At 43.3% G+C, this 17,084-nt stretch carries 14 protein-coding genes and 1 tRNA gene; 1 reads left to right on the top strand and 14 read right to left on the bottom strand.

Annotated features, from left to right (window positions below):
• Positions 1-390 precede the first annotated feature (390 nt).
• The 14 genes from lysS to CSV72_RS16035 all read right to left on the bottom strand — a co-directional run bounded on the left by lysS (position 391) and on the right by CSV72_RS16035 (position 16,536).
• On the bottom strand, positions 391-1,881 hold the full coding sequence (gene lysS / locus CSV72_RS16100) for a lysine--tRNA ligase (RefSeq protein ID WP_099679179.1): 1,491 nt from the start codon (positions 1,879-1,881) through the stop codon (positions 391-393).
• A 166-nt stretch (positions 1,882-2,047) separates the two neighbouring features.
• Complete coding sequence (gene folK, locus CSV72_RS16095) at positions 2,048-2,557, bottom strand: 2-amino-4-hydroxy-6-hydroxymethyldihydropteridine diphosphokinase (protein WP_099679178.1); 510 nt, start codon at positions 2,555-2,557, stop codon at positions 2,048-2,050.
• Positions 2,554-2,922 carry a dihydroneopterin aldolase gene (folB, locus tag CSV72_RS16090; protein ID WP_085132342.1) on the bottom strand — a complete coding sequence of 123 codons (369 nt, stop codon included), beginning with the start codon at positions 2,920-2,922 and terminating at the stop codon, positions 2,554-2,556. Before folB ends, folK begins: the two co-directional genes overlap by 4 nt.
• A gap of 21 nt (positions 2,923-2,943) precedes the next feature.
• Entirely contained in the window at positions 2,944-3,795 is an 852-nt protein-coding gene (gene folP, locus CSV72_RS16085; protein ID WP_099679177.1) for a dihydropteroate synthase, read from the bottom strand.
• A 2-nt stretch (positions 3,796-3,797) separates the two neighbouring features.
• Complete coding sequence (gene pabC / locus CSV72_RS16080; RefSeq protein WP_369802940.1) at positions 3,798-4,637, bottom strand: aminodeoxychorismate lyase; 840 nt, start codon at positions 4,635-4,637, stop codon at positions 3,798-3,800.
• A gap of 8 nt (positions 4,638-4,645) precedes the next feature.
• Positions 4,646-6,076, bottom strand: a complete 1,431-nt coding sequence (locus tag CSV72_RS16075) for an anthranilate synthase component I family protein (protein ID WP_099679175.1) — start codon at positions 6,074-6,076, stop codon at positions 4,646-4,648.
• 26 nt (positions 6,077-6,102) lie between these two features.
• Positions 6,103-6,744: a peroxiredoxin family protein gene (locus CSV72_RS16070; protein ID WP_099679174.1), complete on the bottom strand. Its 642-nt coding sequence runs from the start codon at positions 6,742-6,744 to the stop codon at positions 6,103-6,105.
• 231 nt (positions 6,745-6,975) lie between these two features.
• Positions 6,976-7,902, bottom strand: a complete 927-nt coding sequence (gene cysK, locus CSV72_RS16065; RefSeq protein ID WP_099679173.1) for a cysteine synthase A — start codon at positions 7,900-7,902, stop codon at positions 6,976-6,978.
• Between the two features lie 297 nt (positions 7,903-8,199).
• Positions 8,200-9,069, bottom strand: coding sequence for an Hsp33 family molecular chaperone HslO (hslO, locus tag CSV72_RS16060; protein ID WP_099634841.1), 870 nt, complete (start codon positions 9,067-9,069; stop codon positions 8,200-8,202).
• Positions 9,070-9,081: 12 nt separating this feature from the next.
• A complete protein-coding gene (locus CSV72_RS16055) occupies positions 9,082-9,846 on the bottom strand; it encodes a type III pantothenate kinase (protein ID WP_099679172.1) in 765 nt (254 codons plus the stop codon).
• Positions 9,847-9,985: 139 nt separating this feature from the next.
• Positions 9,986-11,998 carry an ATP-dependent zinc metalloprotease FtsH gene (gene ftsH / locus CSV72_RS16050; protein ID WP_099679171.1) on the bottom strand — a complete coding sequence of 671 codons (2,013 nt, stop codon included), beginning with the start codon at positions 11,996-11,998 and terminating at the stop codon, positions 9,986-9,988.
• A gap of 131 nt (positions 11,999-12,129) precedes the next feature.
• Positions 12,130-12,672 (bottom strand): hypoxanthine phosphoribosyltransferase, encoded by a 543-nt coding sequence (gene hpt, locus CSV72_RS16045; protein WP_085132333.1) that lies wholly within the window; start codon positions 12,670-12,672, stop codon positions 12,130-12,132.
• Positions 12,673-12,691: 19 nt separating this feature from the next.
• Positions 12,692-14,101, bottom strand: coding sequence for a tRNA lysidine(34) synthetase TilS (tilS, locus tag CSV72_RS16040; RefSeq protein ID WP_099679170.1), 1,410 nt, complete (start codon positions 14,099-14,101; stop codon positions 12,692-12,694).
• A 35-nt stretch (positions 14,102-14,136) separates the two neighbouring features.
• Positions 14,137-16,536: a SpoIIE family protein phosphatase gene (locus CSV72_RS16035; RefSeq protein WP_099679169.1), complete on the bottom strand. Its 2,400-nt coding sequence runs from the start codon at positions 16,534-16,536 to the stop codon at positions 14,137-14,139.
• A gap of 208 nt (positions 16,537-16,744) precedes the next feature.
• Here CSV72_RS16035 and CSV72_RS16030 point away from each other — a divergent pair.
• Positions 16,745-16,818: transfer RNA gene (locus CSV72_RS16030), tRNA-Met, on the top strand.
• Positions 16,819-17,084: the final 266 nt, after the last annotated feature.

The raw sequence follows: 17,084 nt of genomic DNA, 5'->3' as shown, positions 1-17,084 counted from the left end.
TCCATAAGAGAAATTCGATTAGCTCGAGTTTCATTTGCTGGCATCAATTAAGATACTCATTTTGTTTGTGTCACCGTTAGGTGCACAAACTGTATTTCGTTAACGTTTTGCTGTTCAGTTTTCAAGGTTCATTCGGTTGGTCTCTCGTAAGAGGCAACTTTCTAATAATAACATCTCGCTGTTTCGTTGTCAACACTTTTAGTAAAAAACTTTTTCGTTATGTTTTTCGCTAAGTCGCTAACTGCAAAAGCAACTTCATAAATATACCACCCGTTTTTAAATAACGCAAGTGTTTTCTTCAATTCTTTTTGATTTTCTTTTACATTCTATTAAAACACCGCATTTAGGCAATAAAAAAACAGCTCCAATATTGCTATTGGAGCTGTCATATCAGTCTTTAGGACGCATTTGAGGGAATAACAGCACGTCGCGGATTGATTGCGAGTTCGTCAACAACATGACGAGACGGTCAATTCCAATGCCAAGTCCACCTGTTGGTGGTAGCCCGTATTCCAATGCCGTTATGAAATCTTCATCCATTTCATGTGCTTCATCGTTTCCTTGTTCCTTCTCTACCAGCTGCGATTCGAAGCGTTCGCGCTGATCGATTGGATCATTTAGTTCAGTGAAAGCATTCGCGTGTTCACGACGTACAATGAATAGCTCAAAACGATCTGTATAGCGTGGATCTTCTGGGTTTTTCTTTGCAAGTGGAGATACTTCTACTGGATGTCCGTAGATGAATGTTGGTTGCACGAGTTCTTCTTCTACTTTCTGTTCGAAGAATTCATTCAGTATATGACCTACTTCCATAGAAGCAGTTACTTGGACGTTATGTTCTTTTGCCAGTTCATGCGCTTGTTCTTTCGTCAGTTGCTGCCAGAAGTCTACCCCTGTAAACTCTTTGACTGCATCCGCCATGTGAAGTCTCTTCCAACGTGGCGCTAATTCGATTTGGTCATCACCGTACTGGATAGTAGTCGTGCCGAGTACTTCTTGTGCGATATGCGCTACTAGATTCTCCGTTAATTCCATGATATCGTTGTAATCCGCATACGCTTCATATAACTCAATCATTGTGAATTCAGGATTATGACGAGTGGACATTCCTTCATTACGGAATACACGTCCGATCTCATATACTTTCTCAAGGCCTCCAACAATCAGTCGCTTTAGATGTAGTTCAATAGCAATCCGCATATACAACGTCATATCTAGTGTGTTGTGGTGTGTAACGAACGGGCGAGCCGCTGCTCCTCCTGCTATTGAGTGAAGCATAGGTGTTTCTACTTCAAGGAAGCCTTGTCCATCCAAATAATGGCGCATCGATTGAATAATCCGGCTACGCATAATAAATGTTTCTTTGCTACCTTCTGTTGAGATTAAATCCAGGTAGCGTTGACGATAGCGTTGTTCTACGTCTTGTAGACCATGGAACTTCTCAGGCAACGGACGCAAAGCTTTCGTTAAGAATGTAAACTTTGTCGCTTTAATAGAAAGTTCTCCTACTTTTGTTTTGAAGATAATACCTTGAACGCCGACAATGTCTCCAAGGTCTGCAGAGGTAAATAGCTTATAGGCATCTTCACCGATAGCGTCTAGACGTACATAAATCTGGATTTGACCTCCAAGATCTTGAATGTGCGCGAAGCCAGCTTTACCTTTTCCACGCTTTGTCATGATGCGACCAGCAATGGTTACTTCATGCTCGTTTTCTTCCAATTCTTCTTTTGATTGCTCTTCATATGTAGAGCGTATCTCACTTGTCAGGTGCGTACGTTCAAAACGCTGACCGAACGGATCCAAACCATCTTCGCGTATATCTTTCATCTTCTGGCGTCTCACCAAAAGCTGATCATTCATTTCATCCATATTGGACATTTCCTTTCACTCCTTCATACTTTGACCGTCCCTCTTCCCAGGATCAGTCGTCTGCAACTATTGTACACAAATTCCAGGCCTAACAAAAGGACAAACAGTTATCTCGTTCTATTGTATAGAAAAAACTGCCCTATTATAGAGCAGTTTGGTCATTCAATGTTCAATCTTATCGTAAAAACTCTTCGACTTGTCCAACCTTTTTCCAAAGACTCACTCCATCTTCCTTTATCGCTAGCTCTACACGATAAAGTGTCCCTGTTATAGGATTCTTTGCATTCCTGTTAATCTCAACTAGCGGAACGAGTACGAATGCACGCTCTTGCATACGAAGATGCGGAATGATCAGATTCTCCAATTGGATGTGTTCCTCGTTATATAGCAAGATATCCAAGTCTACCGTACGTGGTCCCCAACGTATTTTACGCATTCTACCGAGCTTGTTTTCAATAGTTTGGCATGCACTCAATAACTCGGTAGCTTCTAATGTAGTCTCGAGATGTACCACGATATTCAAAAACTTTGCTTGTTCAGTCAATCCAACAGGCTCGGTTTCGTATACCGAAGAAACTTGTAACACCTTAATAGAAGGATACTCATTTAACAATTGCACAGCTTGCTGTAAATGTTCGAAGCGATTGCCTATATTTGATCCCAGTGACAAGTAGGCGTTATTCAAGAGAAACGCCCCCTCGTGATTTCCACAGAAACGGATGAGTAATGTCCACGAATGGGTGGATCCGGCTTTATAAGTACGACCCGCACACCATTCACCTTTTCCGCAAAGTCTGTCATGATCGTTCCCGCCACCGTTTCAGCAACCGTCTCGATCAAATGAACCGCTTCCCCTTCTACGATATTCTTACACATCTCATACACTTCTGCATAATTCATTGTTTTCGATAAATCATCCGTCTGTCCGGCTTCCGCAAGATCCGTCGCCAATGAAACAGTCAGACGAAAACGCTGTCCAAGTTTATTCTCCTCGGGCAATGCGCCGTGGTAACCGTAAAACTCCATATCATTCAAATGAATATAATCCATGAAATCCCTCCATTTTATCGCTTACCCAGTGTATGCTGCTTTCTTCGTCAGTACATCCATCATTTTGACCATTCGTGAAATTTCCTTTACATCATGCACACGCATAATGTGTCCGCCATGCTCAATGCCGTAGCAAACCGTAGCACCCGTACCCTCTATACGCTCTTCCACAGGCAGATCGAGCACTTTACCGATCATGCCTTTACGTGACGTACCGAGCAAAACTGGATATCCAAGATTAGCAATCGAAGACAACCCTTGCATCGCCAATATATTCTGCTCAAGATCTTTCGCGAAGCCGATGCCTGGATCCAACCAGATCAGGTCTTCACTAACTCCCGCTCGCTTTGCAATATCGATACTCTCTTGCAAGTCTTCTATAACAGCCTCCATGAACGGCAGCTGGTAATCACGATTTTCACGGTTATGCATCAAAATGATAGGTACTTTATAGAGCGCCGCCACTTCCGCGATCGCTGGTTCCCGCTTCGCACCCCATACATCATTAATTATACTTGCGCCCGCTATAATCGCTGCTTCCGCCACAGCTGCCTTTGACGTGTCAATTGATATTACACAGCCGAGTTCCTTCGCAAGCAACTCGATGATTGGTACAACACGCGCAATTTCTTCTTCAACTGAAACTGGTGTGTACCCCGGACGAGTGGACTCTCCGCCAATATCGATGATTTTCGCACCATCGGCAAGCATTTTTCGCGCATGTTCAAGTGCCGGGTTTTGCTGGCCATATTTCCCGCCATCCGAAAACGAATCCGGTGTGACATTTAATATCCCCATAATCACCGTTTCTTCAGCAAAATTAATCGTCGTTTCACCCAGTCTATAAGATGCACGCGCTTTTGATAATCTCATTACTAGTCACTCACTTTCATTCGGTTGACGGCTTGTTGGTAACCGGCATGCAATTGCTGATAGACCGGTCCTTCCTTGCCAGAAAATCGTACTTCTCCTACTCGGCGAATTGGAACTAGTTCCTGAATCGCGTTAGTAATAAATACTTCTTCCGCTGATTCAAGCTCTTCCTGCATATATAACCCTTCATTGATTGGCAATCCGAGTTCTCCAGCCATCTCGATAACAAATGCTCGTGTCGTACCCGGTAAAATACCCGTGTTCAATGAAGGTGTATACAACTCACCTTGCTTCACCCAAAACACATTCGATGTAATGCCTTCTGCCACATAGCCGTCCGAAGTAACAAATAAGCCTTCTGTTTCTTTCAATGAAGGTAACTCCAAACGTCCTTTGACGTTGTTCGCATACTGGTGTGACTTATGACGAACGACACTTTCCGGTTCATTACGCGTTGTCGCAAGCCAGACACCATCTTTCTCCGTATGTACGGGCGGCAAATTAAGTGCTTTTTGGAAGATCAATACATTCGGTTGTTTATATTCTGCAGGTGCTAACCCGATATCATGCACACCAGCTGATATGTTCAATCGGTAATACCCATCCTCATAGCCATTCTCTTCATACAAAGAATGAATAGCCGCTAGAATTTCTTCATCACTATATGGCATGTCAATGCGGTAATCCGCCAAGGCCGATCGCAAACGAATCATGTGCGGCTCATAGAGGAATACCTCTCCGCCATATGTACGAAACGTTTCGAAAAATCCCAGGCCGTAAAGAAATCCATGGTCAAAAGGGGATATCTTCAAATCTTCCGCAACTACTCGCTTGCCATTCATCCAGCAAATCAATGCAGTTGCCCGCTTTCTTCACGAGTCACCAATTCCGCCATCTCTTTTGCTTGCCATAGCGCTTTCGCTTTATTAAGAGACTCTTGATATTCAGCGGCAGGATCCGAATCAGGCACTAAGCCAGCACCCGCTTGGATATGCACGATACCATCTTGAATAAACGCTGTACGAATAGTGATATTCAGCTCCAGATCTCCGTTGAAACCAATCCAACCCATTGACCCTGTGTAGAGCCCTCTGCGGGTCGGTTCCAGTTCTTCAATGATTTCCATCGTACGCAATTTAGGATCCCCCGTAATTGAGCCTCCAGGAAATACGCCATGCATAATAGGTGCCAGATCTTCAGAAGACGCAGTACCACGAACATTCGATACTAAATGCATGACGTGCGAATACTTTTCGACGACCATGAATTCATCGACTTCCACTGTACCTTCCTGACAGATCCCTTGAAAGTCTGCACATTCCAGATCAACAAGCATCTTATGCTCACCTATTTCCTTCGCATTCGATACCAACTCTTCCTGCAACGCAAGATCTTCCGCGTCCGTCATCCCACGCTTTCGCGTACCACCAATTGGACGTGTACTCAATTCAGTTCCACGCTTTTTCAACAATAGCTCAGGAGAACCGGAGACCACTTCAAAATCCGGTGCCGCCATATAGGCCATGTAAGGTGAAGGATTGAATGACCGCAATGCCTCATACATCAACAACGAAGGTGCAACAAGTGGTTTTGACTGACGTACGGACAAATTCACTTGCACGACATCTCCATCCTCAATGAATTGCTGTACATCACGCACCATCTGCTCGAACTGCTCACCTGTGACGGAAACTTGTAGGTCTTCTTCCGTAACATCCACGTCCACTGCCTGTCCGGCAGTAAATTGACGATTCTGTAAACCCATTTGTGAAGCTTTCATCCATTCATTCACCATACTGTCCAGTGCATGTTGTTTCTCAGGCAATGTCATAAAATAAACATTATCACTTTCTATATCTAGCACAGCCCACTGATCAAATAGATAAAAGAATACGTCCGGTGTCTTCAAATCGTCTTTCGCGTGAATAGGTAACGTCTCGTAGCGTCTAACATAATCGTAACTGACCATCCCAATCGGCCCCCCTTGATAGGCAGGCAAATCATTCCGATGCTCTAAGTCATAGTGCGCAATAAAATCATTCAACAAGACTAGCGGATCCTCACCCGTCAGCCATTCCTCTTTACCATCACGCCATTCTAAACGTAGACCTGTTTCAATTGCGTTGAATGTCACAAGCGGATCAAGTCCCGCCACGCACATCTTTCCCCCACGACCACTCTCTAATAAAACATGTCGTTCCTTCTCGGTTGCAAGTTGACGATAGGCATAAAAAAATTCGTCTTTTGTCATTGAAGCCGTCTGATAGGCTACTGTATTCATGCTAGTTCCCCCTGCGTCTCTGATATTCACTCCGCGTTACTTTCTTCTATTAATTGTTTGATCATCGTATCATCCAACGGCAACATCACTTTATCCGTGATGACACCTTCTTTATTAATAATATACGAGGTTGGATAGACTTTTATCTGATACATTTTCATAACATCGCTATCCTTATCCAATAAAATTGGGAACGTTAATTTATATTCGTCGACGAATTCTTTCGCGCTCTCTACCTTATTCTTCTCGGTTTTCGTCATATTGACTGCGAGTATCTCCATATCGTCGGATTCTTTATTGTCTGTATAGTAGTTTTCCATATGAGGCATTTCCGAACGGCATGGCGGACACCACGATGCCCAGAAGTTCAACATGACCGTCTTGCCACGATAATCGGACAACTTGACCGTATCACCTGATAGTGTAGTCAATTCGAAATCTGGAGCTAAGTCCCCTTTAGCAAGCCCTGGCTTATCGGTGTCCGTAGAAGTTTGCCAATCCTCCGGCAAACGATCCACCACATCTTTCGGCAAGCTTTCCATATTCAAATCCTCGTAACCCGGTAAGCCACCCGTTTCCTCTTTAATTTCCTTATTCAATAAGAAAATAATTGTGCCCATGACAATCACAATTAAAACTGAAACTATTATGCTCCACTTTTTATTCACAGTGAGCCTCCTCTGTTCTATGTATAACTAGCTTGGTTCGTCTCAATTATACAGAATTTTGCCCACTGATAACAGCTTGACGATTATGCTTTTTAGTTACTGAATATAAAAAGAAACTGTCGCTAGAAGCAACTTACTACTTCTAGTGACAGTTTCATATGTGCAGAGGATACAATTACGTCTTAGGAATCACTGCAACACTAGCAGATGGCTCCCGCGACACCTTACCTTTTACTCTTCATCAAATTGATAAAGTGGCGTGCTCAAGTAACGCTCTCCGTTAGACGGGATAATCGCTACAACCGTTTTACCTTTACCTAGTTTCTTTGCCACTTGCAACGCAGCCGCAATCGCCGCACCCGAAGATACTCCCCCAAGAATACCTTCTTCACGAGCCGCACGACGCGCAAACGTATACGCATCATCATTAGAAACTTTGATAATTTCATCGTAGATTTCCGTATCTAATACTTCCGGCACGAATCCAGCACCGATACCTTGAATTTTATGCGGTCCCGGCTTACCTCCAGATAATATCGCCGAATCTTCCGGCTCTACTGCTACGATATGAACTCCAGGGAAACGCTCTTTCAGCACTTCGCCAACTCCTGTAATCGTACCACCCGTACCGATTCCCGAGATAAATGCATCTACTTGATCCAAAGCATTCGCAATTTCTGGACCTGTTGTCAGACGATGAACTTCAGGATTTGCTTCATTATTGAACTGTTGTGGCAAGAACCAGCCGTTTTCCGCTGCTAATTTCTCGGCTTTCGAGATTGCACCTTTCATTCCCTCAGCTCCCGGAGTCAGTACTAACTCCGCTCCATATGCACGAAGTAAATTGCGTCGCTCTAAGCTCATCGTGTCAGGCATAACAAGTACAGATTTATATCCTTTAGCAGCTGCGATCATCGCAAGACCGATTCCTGTGTTCCCACTAGTCGGTTCGATGATTGTGCTATCTTCTTTCAGTTCACCGTTTTTTTCCGCCGCCTCGATCATAGCAAGCGCAATACGATCCTTGACGCTTGAGCCAGGATTGAAGAATTCTAGTTTCAAATACACATCTGCGTCATCTGCACCTGTTAAACGATTTAATTTTACTAACGGTGTATTACCTACCAAATCAATAACAGAATTTCCCACTCTACTCATTTGTCATCCGCTCCTAATACCTAGTATTTTAATATGCTTTGTTGACTTAATATTACTACCTTCTATTTCACTTGTCAATAAAACCATTCTGAAGATTACGATTATAAACTTCTTATTAAACAGGTTGTATAGCAAGCCCGATGTCGATGTATATACAAGTGTGTATTCGTTTTAGTTAGAGCACTTGCGCGGTTATTGATAGCGCTTTCTAACTGGACTACATAAATTTCCGTAAATTAATAAATTACCCGCCGCCGCAAAACACTTTTGGCAACGGGTCAATAGTTTAGATTCTGATCAAATTAACTCTCGGAGTTCTTGCTCAGAGAATTGATACTTCTCCAAACAGAAGTGACATTGCGCTTCTGCACCATGGTCTTCATCGATCATCGCTTGGATTTCTACAGCTCCAAGTCCTTTAATCGCTTCGCTAAAACGCTCTTTGGAACATTCACAATCGAATTTCACATCTATTCTAGAGAGGAATTCTACGTTTTCCTGACCTAGTACTTCTACCAGGATTCCTTCTGGTGTCAGTCCGTTGTCGATCATAGTAGAGATCGCCGTCATGTTTGCAATTCTTCCTTCCAGCAATTCAATGGTCTCTTCCGTAGCCCCTGGCATTACTTGTAGAATAAATCCACCTGACGCTTTAACTGTGTTATCCGGATCAACGAGTACACCTAATGCAACAGCAGACGGCACTTGTTCAGATACTACCATGTACTGGGTAAAGTCTTCAGCAATTTCCCCGGAAATAATCGGTACTTGCCCTGTAAAGTAATCTTTCATCCCTAAATCTTTTACGATAGAAAGCATACCTTCCGTACCTACTGCTCCACGAACGTCTAATTTACCTTGTTCATTTAACGGCAAGTGCGTTTGTGGATTCGTCGCATAACCACGGACTTCCCCTTTTGCGTTAGCATCCACGACAATTGGACCTAGTGGACCATTGCCCTGAATTTTCACCGTAATGCTATCTTCACCTTTTAGCATAGCGCCCATCATGACCGATGCTGAAATCGTACGTCCTAGAGCAGCAGTCGCAGTCGGCCACATTTGGTGACGCTCTTGCACCTCTCCTACTGTTTCTGTTGAACGTACTGCATAAGCCCGAATTTGGCCTTCAAAGGCTAGTGCTTTTACTAAATAATCTGTTGTCATTTTATTCTCTCCTTACAAATTTCTCTCATAAATTAGATGTAATCCCTTAAGCGTCAGGAAGTCATCCACAATATCGATCACTTTGGTTTCAGATGCAATTAAATCCGCCATCCCACCTGTTGCGATGACAGTAGGTTCTACTACGCAATCTTCTTTTATACGGTTGACAATTCCTTCTACTTGGCCAACGTATCCAAATATAATACCCGACTGCATGGCAGCAACCGTATTCTTACCTACTACATGTTCCGGACGAGCGAGTTGAACGCGCGGTAATTTAGAAGCACGATCAAATAAAGCTTCCATAGAGATCTTAATACCAGGCGCAATCGATCCGCCCATGTATTCGCCATGTTCATTAACATAGCAATACGTAGTCGCTGTTCCAAAATCTACGATAATGAGCGGGCTACCGTATTCACGAATGGCTGCCACCGCATTGACAATTCGGTCTGCACCGACTTCGCGAGGGTTTTCATATTTAATATTTAATCCTGTTTTCACACCCGGTCCAACGACCATCGGCTTTTGATTAAAGTACTTTTTACACATTTGCTCTAACGGGAACATAACAGGCGGCACTACAGAAGAAATAATAATGCCTGTGATGTTAGTGAATGAAAGCCCCACATGCTGGAACATCGCCTTTACTTGCATAGCGTATTCGTCTTCTGTCTTATGTCGATAGGTTTCCATCCGCCAGTGGTGCTTCAATTGATCCCCTTCATATACACCTAACACAATATTCGTATTGCCTGTATCTAATACTAATAACATAGTCGCTGTCCCCTCTTGCTTTGACTTTTTCCCGTACATCATATCATAATTTCACATGCAGATACTGTGAATGTGTACTGAACGCACTTCCCCTTCATAAGAAAACAGCCGACTGTATACAGTCGGCTGCTGGGTTCACTTAGTCTCTACGTTCTTCGTCAATAGATGGCAGCGTCTTATCTACCGCTCCACCTTCACTTGGCAAGTCACCGATTGACGGGTCAGATGGTGCACCCGTGCTATCCGGAGTTGTAGTTTCCACAGGGGATTCTTCTACAACTTTCTTGTCAACATTACTACCATCGTTGTTGTCGTATGGACGGTCAGGCAATGTACCGTGATCTTTCAAGTGATTGATTTGTTCCGCATCCAACGTTTCGACTTCCAATAAAGTCGTTGCGATCAGATTAAGCAAATCTCGGTTTTCAGTCAAAATTTGTCTCGTGCGTTCATATTGCTCTTTAATAATGATTTGCATTTCAGAGTCAATCTCGTATGCGATTGCTTCAGAATAGTTTTGCTCGGAATTGAAGTCACGTCCAAGGAATACTTGGCCGCCTTGCGTCTGACCGAACTGCATCGGACCAATTTTATCGCTCATTCCGTATTCTGTAACCATCGAACGCGCAATACCTGTAGCACGCTGGAAGTCATTATGTGCACCGGTTGACACTTCACCAAGTACGATTTCCTCTGATACACGCCCACCTAGAAGTCCCGCAATTTTGTCGAGGAGTTCAGGTTTTGTCATGAAGTAGCGATCTTCTTTCGGAAGCATGACCGCGTATCCGCCAGCCTGCCCACGAGGAACAATAGTTACTTTATGGACGATTTCTGCATCATCGAGCATTAATCCCACTACTACGTGACCCGCTTCGTGGAACGCGACAATGTTTCGTTCTTTTTTCGAAATGACGCGATTTGTTTTTGCAGGACCTGCAATAACACGATCCGTTGCTTCATCAATATCGGACATATCGATTTTCAGTTTATTTCTTCTCGCTGCTACAAGGGCCGCTTCGTTCAATAAGTTCTCAAGATCAGCACCAGAGAATCCTGGCGTACGTTGAGCTAGAGCTTTCATATCGACTGTATCGTCAAGCGGCTTGTTACGTGCATGAACTTTCAACACTGCTTCTCTTCCTTTAACGTCTGGACGACCAACCGTAATTTGACGGTCAAAACGTCCCGGACGAAGAAGTGCCGGGTCCAAAATATCCGGACGGTTTGTAGCGGCAACGATAATAATCCCTTCGTTTCCTTCAAAGCCATCCATTTCTACTAGCAACTGGTTCAATGTTTGCTCACGCTCATCGTGACCGCCACCTAAGCCGGCTCCACGCTGACGTCCAACTGCATCAATTTCATCAATAAAGATAATACATGGTGAGTTTTTCTTGGCATTTTCGAACAAGTCACGCACTCGAGAAGCACCCACACCTACGAACATCTCAACGAAATCAGAACCTGAAATCGAGAAGAATGGCACGCCTGATTCACCTGCTACTGCACGTGCAAGCAATGTTTTACCTGTACCTGGAGGTCCTACTAGCAAGATCCCTTTTGGAATTCGTGCACCTAACTCCACAAACTTACTGGCATCTTTCAAGAAGTCCACGACCTCTTCAAGCTCAGCTTTTTCCTCATCTGCACCTGCAACATCATTGAAACGTACTTTCTTTCGATCGTCTGTTTGCAGTTTCGCTTTACTTTTCCCGAAGTTCATCACCTTGCCGCCACCGCCGCCTTGTGATTGGTTCAGTAAGAAGAAGAAAAGGATAATAATAATTATGAATGGTACGAGTCCTGTAAAGAACGATACCCACGCGCTTGTTTCTTTTGGCGGCAGGATGTCAATCTCAGTACTTGTCGTTTTGACAATTTCACCGATACTGTCCATATCATTTTCCGGAATGTTCGTTACGAAAGTTTCACCTTTTTCGTAGCCAGCCATTTCACCTTTTACTTCATACACAAGCTGTAATGGCTGAAAAGTTGCATTTTCAACTTTTCCCTGTTCCAGCGCTGTGACGAATTCATCATACCGAATTGGTTTCATCTTCGGATTTGGATTGTTAAGCGAACTGAAAATCCCCATTATTGCTAGGAAGATCAATCCATATAAAAGAAAGTATCGAAGTATTCGATTCATCCCAAGCCTCCTCATCTCATTCAACAAAAACTAAACAGAAAACTATTGTAAATTTTAGCATAGATTAACACTACTTAACAAAAGAAATGCCTTAAGGAAAATAGCCTTCAATCCGGTTCATTACGCTTTCGTTAGAAAGAGTAGATTTCCTTTTTCAATACACCGATATACGGTAAATTACGGTATTTCTCTGCATAATCCAATCCGTATCCAACTACGAATGCGTCTGGCACATCAAAACCAACGTAATCTGCTTTTAAATCTACTTTACGTCCTGTTGGCTTATCCAACAACGTAACAATCTTGATAGAGTTTGCTTTTCTGTATTTAAACAGCTCTACTAAGTAATTCAATGTTTTTCCACTGTCGATAATATCTTCAATAATCAACACATCGCGACCTTCTATGCTTGTGTTCAAATCTTTAATGATCTTCACTTCACCTGATGAAACCGTCGCATTTCCATAGCTAGAAACATCCATGAAATCTAATTCAATATACGTATCAATGCGTTTGATCAGGTCACTCATGAATGGCAATGCACCTTTAAGTACACCAACTGCTAATGGGAACTTTTCACGATACTCCTCAGTTAATGTTGCTCCAAGTTCTCGGACTTTCTCTTCTAGTTGCTCTTCTGAAATTAAAACATGCTCGATATCTTGCGCGATCATCGGCCCGTCCCCCTCTATTTTATCTTGTCTCGCCTTCTCGCGTAATCCATATGTATGAATCGCCTTCCAGTTGGCGGTGTGAAAACATCTCACTATACCGTACACCGGGTACTGCACACACAGTACCGCTTGCCGTCGTAATGACAGGCTGCTGTTGTCTTTGCATAATTCCTATCTTTTCATCAATCAATATCCGCTTTACACGTTTTGTCTCGGACATTCCTTTGATCAACATTCTGTCTCCGGTCATCCGAAGCCTTACAGTTAACGGAAGTTCTGACTCAGGTAATTGGAAATACCTAATCTCATCTGATGGTAAGAGTTCTTCAATTATATGTGCGTTGGCATAATGCCAGTAAAACTGAATATTTCCCCACGTATGCCAAGTACCTTTCGCAAGTACTTTTGGACGAAGAGTTGCTACATCAATATCCATTTTTGTAATTAGCAGTTTATCATATTCCCTGACAAACCGATAGCCATACGCCAAATCAATTGTGACATTCCCAGCCGAGTTCGTAATGTGTTGTAACAGTTCATCCACTAATGCAAAATGCCACTCAGCGTTCTCTGCTGCTGGGTTAGTTAGACATTTTAATAGTAGTTGAATCACGCGCTTTTGTAAAGCGTAGGGAATAGCAAGAAATGCCTCCCGTTGAAAAGAGGGAAGCTGCTCATCCGTATACGTAACAATCGAACGCCAATGTTGATCAGCAAGCTCTTTCAGCAAACTTTCATCCGCTTGCCTTTGTTCTGTCTGACGGACTGTGTTGACCGCGACGGACGGGTTTTCATCCGTTAAGACCGGTAGCACATGATGCCGCATACGATTACGTAAATAATGGTCTTGCTGATTACTAGGATCTTCTCTGAACGTTATTTTGTGATGTGACGCATATGTGTACAATTCGCTCTTTCTTAATGGAAGGAGCGGACGTACGACTTTGCCCGAATGAATTGCCCTCTGGATCGGCATACCATTTAATGATTGCCCCTTGCTTAATTGAATCAGCACCGTCTCCAGTTGATCATCCGCATGATGGGCAGTAGCGAGAATCGTAAACCGCTCACTTTCCATCGTTTGTTCGAAACGCGCATAACGCTGTTGCCGACACACTTGCTGCATATTACCGCCCTGGCTTTCTAAGATAGCCGGAATGGGTACTTGTTCAGAATAAAAAGGTAGCCCGAATTCCTTGCACAGTTGCTTCACAACAGACGCATCTTCAGCAGATTCAACACCACGTAACATATGATCTACATGGATGGCCGCTACTTCAATGACCAGAGATTGCTGATGCATTGCAAGAAAGTGAAGCAGTGCCATAGAATCCACACCACCCGAACACGCGACTAATACACGAGAGCCGGGAGGAATCAACGTTTGCTTGTCAATAAAACTCAATACCTTTTGCTGCAAACTTTTCATGATCCATCTCCCTCCTCTCTCTATTCTACCATTGTTTAGCTAGAAATGATTCGAGGTTGCTTATTAGCCTTTGACCACTTCGGCACAATATGACCAACTTTCATTACGAGAATCGTCCGGTCATCTTCCACTGATTCAAATACTCGTTCCATCTCCATCATCACTTGATCGGCAATCGTTCGGCAATCCATATCCTTAAAGCGTTCTATTGTTTGATTCATCACGTCTTCTTGGATATCAAGCGGTATGTCTCCATTAAATATGCCGTCCGTCATCATAACGACAATATCACCAGACTTAAGCTTTTCGTTTTTCGCTTCTATAGAAAATGACGGCAAGAAGCCAAAGGGTACTGTTTTGCTGTCTAATCGGATACAATCGTCACTTCTTTTAATGTAAGTACTCATCGAACCAGCTTTCCACGACCACAGTCGCCCTTCCTGTAAATCAATTAATGCCAAGTCGAGAGTTGCATACATGTCATCCAATCCATTCAACGCCATCATATAATGCAATGTGTGAATAGCTGTTTCAGGATCCATTTTTTGTCCTAAACATTCACGCATTAGCCGGATTACTTTTCTACTTTCGTGGTATGCATTGATATCTTGTCCCATCCCGTCCGATAACAGTACGGCTGACAACCCATCATGAATCTTGAATAACTCATACGCATCACCACCATTAAACGATCCCTTCCCTGCCGTCGTGACGATATCGTAATCAAGAGAAAAACGAACGGCAGAACTAAAGGTCAATTGCACATGTGGGAACGGGAACGGTTGATAGGTCGATTTTGAAATATGCATCGGTTCATCATACATTTGCTCCAAGATAGGCAGTAATAAATACTCTCCAACCGTTGTTTCCGCTTCAAAGTCCGCCTTTTTTTCCGGCACAGAAATTACAATTCTGCAGGCACCTCGTTCTTCCGATAATATATCTATTTGGAAAAACTCTATTGATTGTGATTGTAACCGATTCGCAAGCTCTTCTTCAGCCAACTTATACGTAGTCAGATCTTCTTTTACCTCTCTCATGACTTTTTCGATATGAGTACTCATATCGCGCAACTGCAGAGCTAGCATCTTTCGACCATGCTGCAACTGCCCCATCAATAACTTATTGGCCCCTCTTTCCTCCAATTCATTCATTAACCCCTTAAATCGTAGACATTTATACTTTATCTTCTGTTCAACACGTACACGAGCCGCCTTTTTCGTTGCGGAATAGGTCGTTTCCCATTCGTCAATCAACGGTTCTATACCGTCCTCTTCATTTTCCCAGCACTTGCGGTAACGAAAACAGGATTGACAAATAGAAGGTACTTGACTTGTCGCTGCTACTTCCTCTTCAGGAGACAGACGATCATTTACGAGTGTTGACATGAAATGAGCGAACTGCTGAAACTCCTCTAACTGACCATCCAGTTTATCCGCCAGCCATTGCTGTCGCTTTTCGGATATTCCTTCTTGTTTGGGCAATAATACTTGTCGTATTTGACTTAATTTGCGCGAGGGAATCAATATAAACAGTAAGGCCGCGGCACCCACCGTGGAAAAATGAACGATATCTAAAGGCAGTGTCGCATCATATAGAAGGAAAAAGAGCGAAACAAAGACACTGCCAGTGATGACACCGAGCTTTCCGAAACGTTTTAATGAACCTGCCAGCAAACCGGTCATACCATATAAAGCCATCATGCCCGTGAAGGACAACTCTGATACACCTATAATCAACGCGATAATCATTCCGACCGTTGTAGCGAAAGGCACTCCCCCAACCACGGCGGCTACAAATATCGCTAAAAACAAGAATACCCCAGCAACCGACACCGTACCGATTTGGAATCCTCCCATTCCGGTAGCCGCCAGCGCTCCCACAATACACATCGCACTGATCTGCTCAGGATTCCACGGTCCATATAACATTCTTTCTATAGAAGGAAAAGCCAGTAACATGAAAATGGTCATAAACAACGCAAGCAATGCTTCTAACCCTATCGACAACTGAATCGCTAAAGGCAACATCCCGTCGCCATATTTTACGAGCTGCCAGATTAATTGTGGAATAATCATTGCTCCGGCGACAGCGATCGGAATTGACCTTTTCACGACTGGAACCTTTATGATTGAATGGAACAATAACAATTGTGCCAAATGAATGACAGCTTGTCCCACCCCAAGAAACGCACTGCCCGCCATCCCTCCTATAAATACAAAGATCATGTGTTGACGGTAGCGCATACTGGCTAACGCCCAGATCGGCAAGAAGAATGGTACTGCCATATCGAACACTACTGCTTGCGATAAAAAGAATGATCCCACTAAGAAAAGAAGAGCCGTTAACAAGTATACTTTTCGATTCATAAGTTCTTGCCAGTACGCCCTGAACATCTGTACAATCGGTCGCTCCATATTGTCAATCATCTTCATTTCTCATACCCCCTATGTTCTCTTACATAAAACTATACATTGGATTCGCGAGAAATTTTGTCTGTTTGTGGCGGCATATTCGCAAAACATTTCGACGTATTCCGTATGTTTATTTTTTAGCAAAAGAGATGTTGACAGTTGTTCAAATGCCTAGTATGATAAGAGACGTTGCGTTGGGAATTGTATAATCTCAACGAGCAAATGTCTTGGCGGTGTAGCTCAGTTGGCTAGAGCATTCGGTTCATACCCGAAAGGTCGTGGGTTCGAATCCCTCCGCCGCTATAATAGAAACACGAAAACTCCTTTTGCTTAGGCAAGAGGAGTTTTTCTATGTGTTGGTGATTACATGGATAAGGTAGTTGGTATAGGTAAGTAGGACACGGCTTCGTTTGATAGCGTGTAGGACAGTTCAGGTACTTGTTTTTTCGAGTACTTGAATAAAATGTTCGTACAAGTTAAGTAGGATACGATGTTAGGTAGTTTTTTTGCAACCCCTTGCTCTTCTTTGTTTTATGCAGAGGTAGTTGTTTGACTGGCAGTGTAAGTGG

It is taken from the genome of Sporosarcina sp. P20a (assembly GCF_002743175.1).
Classification (GTDB): Bacteria; Bacillota; Bacilli; order Bacillales_A; family Planococcaceae; genus Sporosarcina.
The sequence above is the reverse complement of the archived record's forward strand: the minus strand, read 5'-3'. Positions and strand labels throughout refer to the sequence as shown.

Coding starts and splice junctions, on each gene's coding strand:
- lysS (WP_099679179.1), bottom strand. CDS start 1,881: ATGTCCAATATGGATGAAATGAATGATCAGCTTTTGGTGAGACGCCAG.
- folB (WP_085132342.1), bottom strand. CDS start 2,922: ATGGATTATATTCATTTGAATGATATGGAGTTTTACGGTTACCACGGC.
- folP (WP_099679177.1), bottom strand. CDS start 3,795: ATGAGATTATCAAAAGCGCGTGCATCTTATAGACTGGGTGAAACGACG.
- pabC (WP_369802940.1), bottom strand. CDS start 4,637: ATGAATGGCAAGCGAGTAGTTGCGGAAGATTTGAAGATATCCCCTTTT.
- CSV72_RS16075 (WP_099679175.1), bottom strand. CDS start 6,076: ATGAATACAGTAGCCTATCAGACGGCTTCAATGACAAAAGACGAATTT.
- cysK (WP_099679173.1), bottom strand. CDS start 7,902: ATGAGTAGAGTGGGAAATTCTGTTATTGATTTGGTAGGTAATACACCG.
- hslO (WP_099634841.1), bottom strand. CDS start 9,069: ATGACAACAGATTATTTAGTAAAAGCACTAGCCTTTGAAGGCCAAATT.
- CSV72_RS16055 (WP_099679172.1), bottom strand. CDS start 9,846: ATGTTATTAGTATTAGATACAGGCAATACGAATATTGTGTTAGGTGTA.
- ftsH (WP_099679171.1), bottom strand. CDS start 11,998: ATGAATCGAATACTTCGATACTTTCTTTTATATGGATTGATCTTCCTA.
- hpt (WP_085132333.1), bottom strand. CDS start 12,672: ATGATCGCGCAAGATATCGAGCATGTTTTAATTTCAGAAGAGCAACTA.
- tilS (WP_099679170.1), bottom strand. CDS start 14,101: ATGAAAAGTTTGCAGCAAAAGGTATTGAGTTTTATTGACAAGCAAACG.
- CSV72_RS16035 (WP_099679169.1), bottom strand. CDS start 16,536: ATGAAGATGATTGACAATATGGAGCGACCGATTGTACAGATGTTCAGG.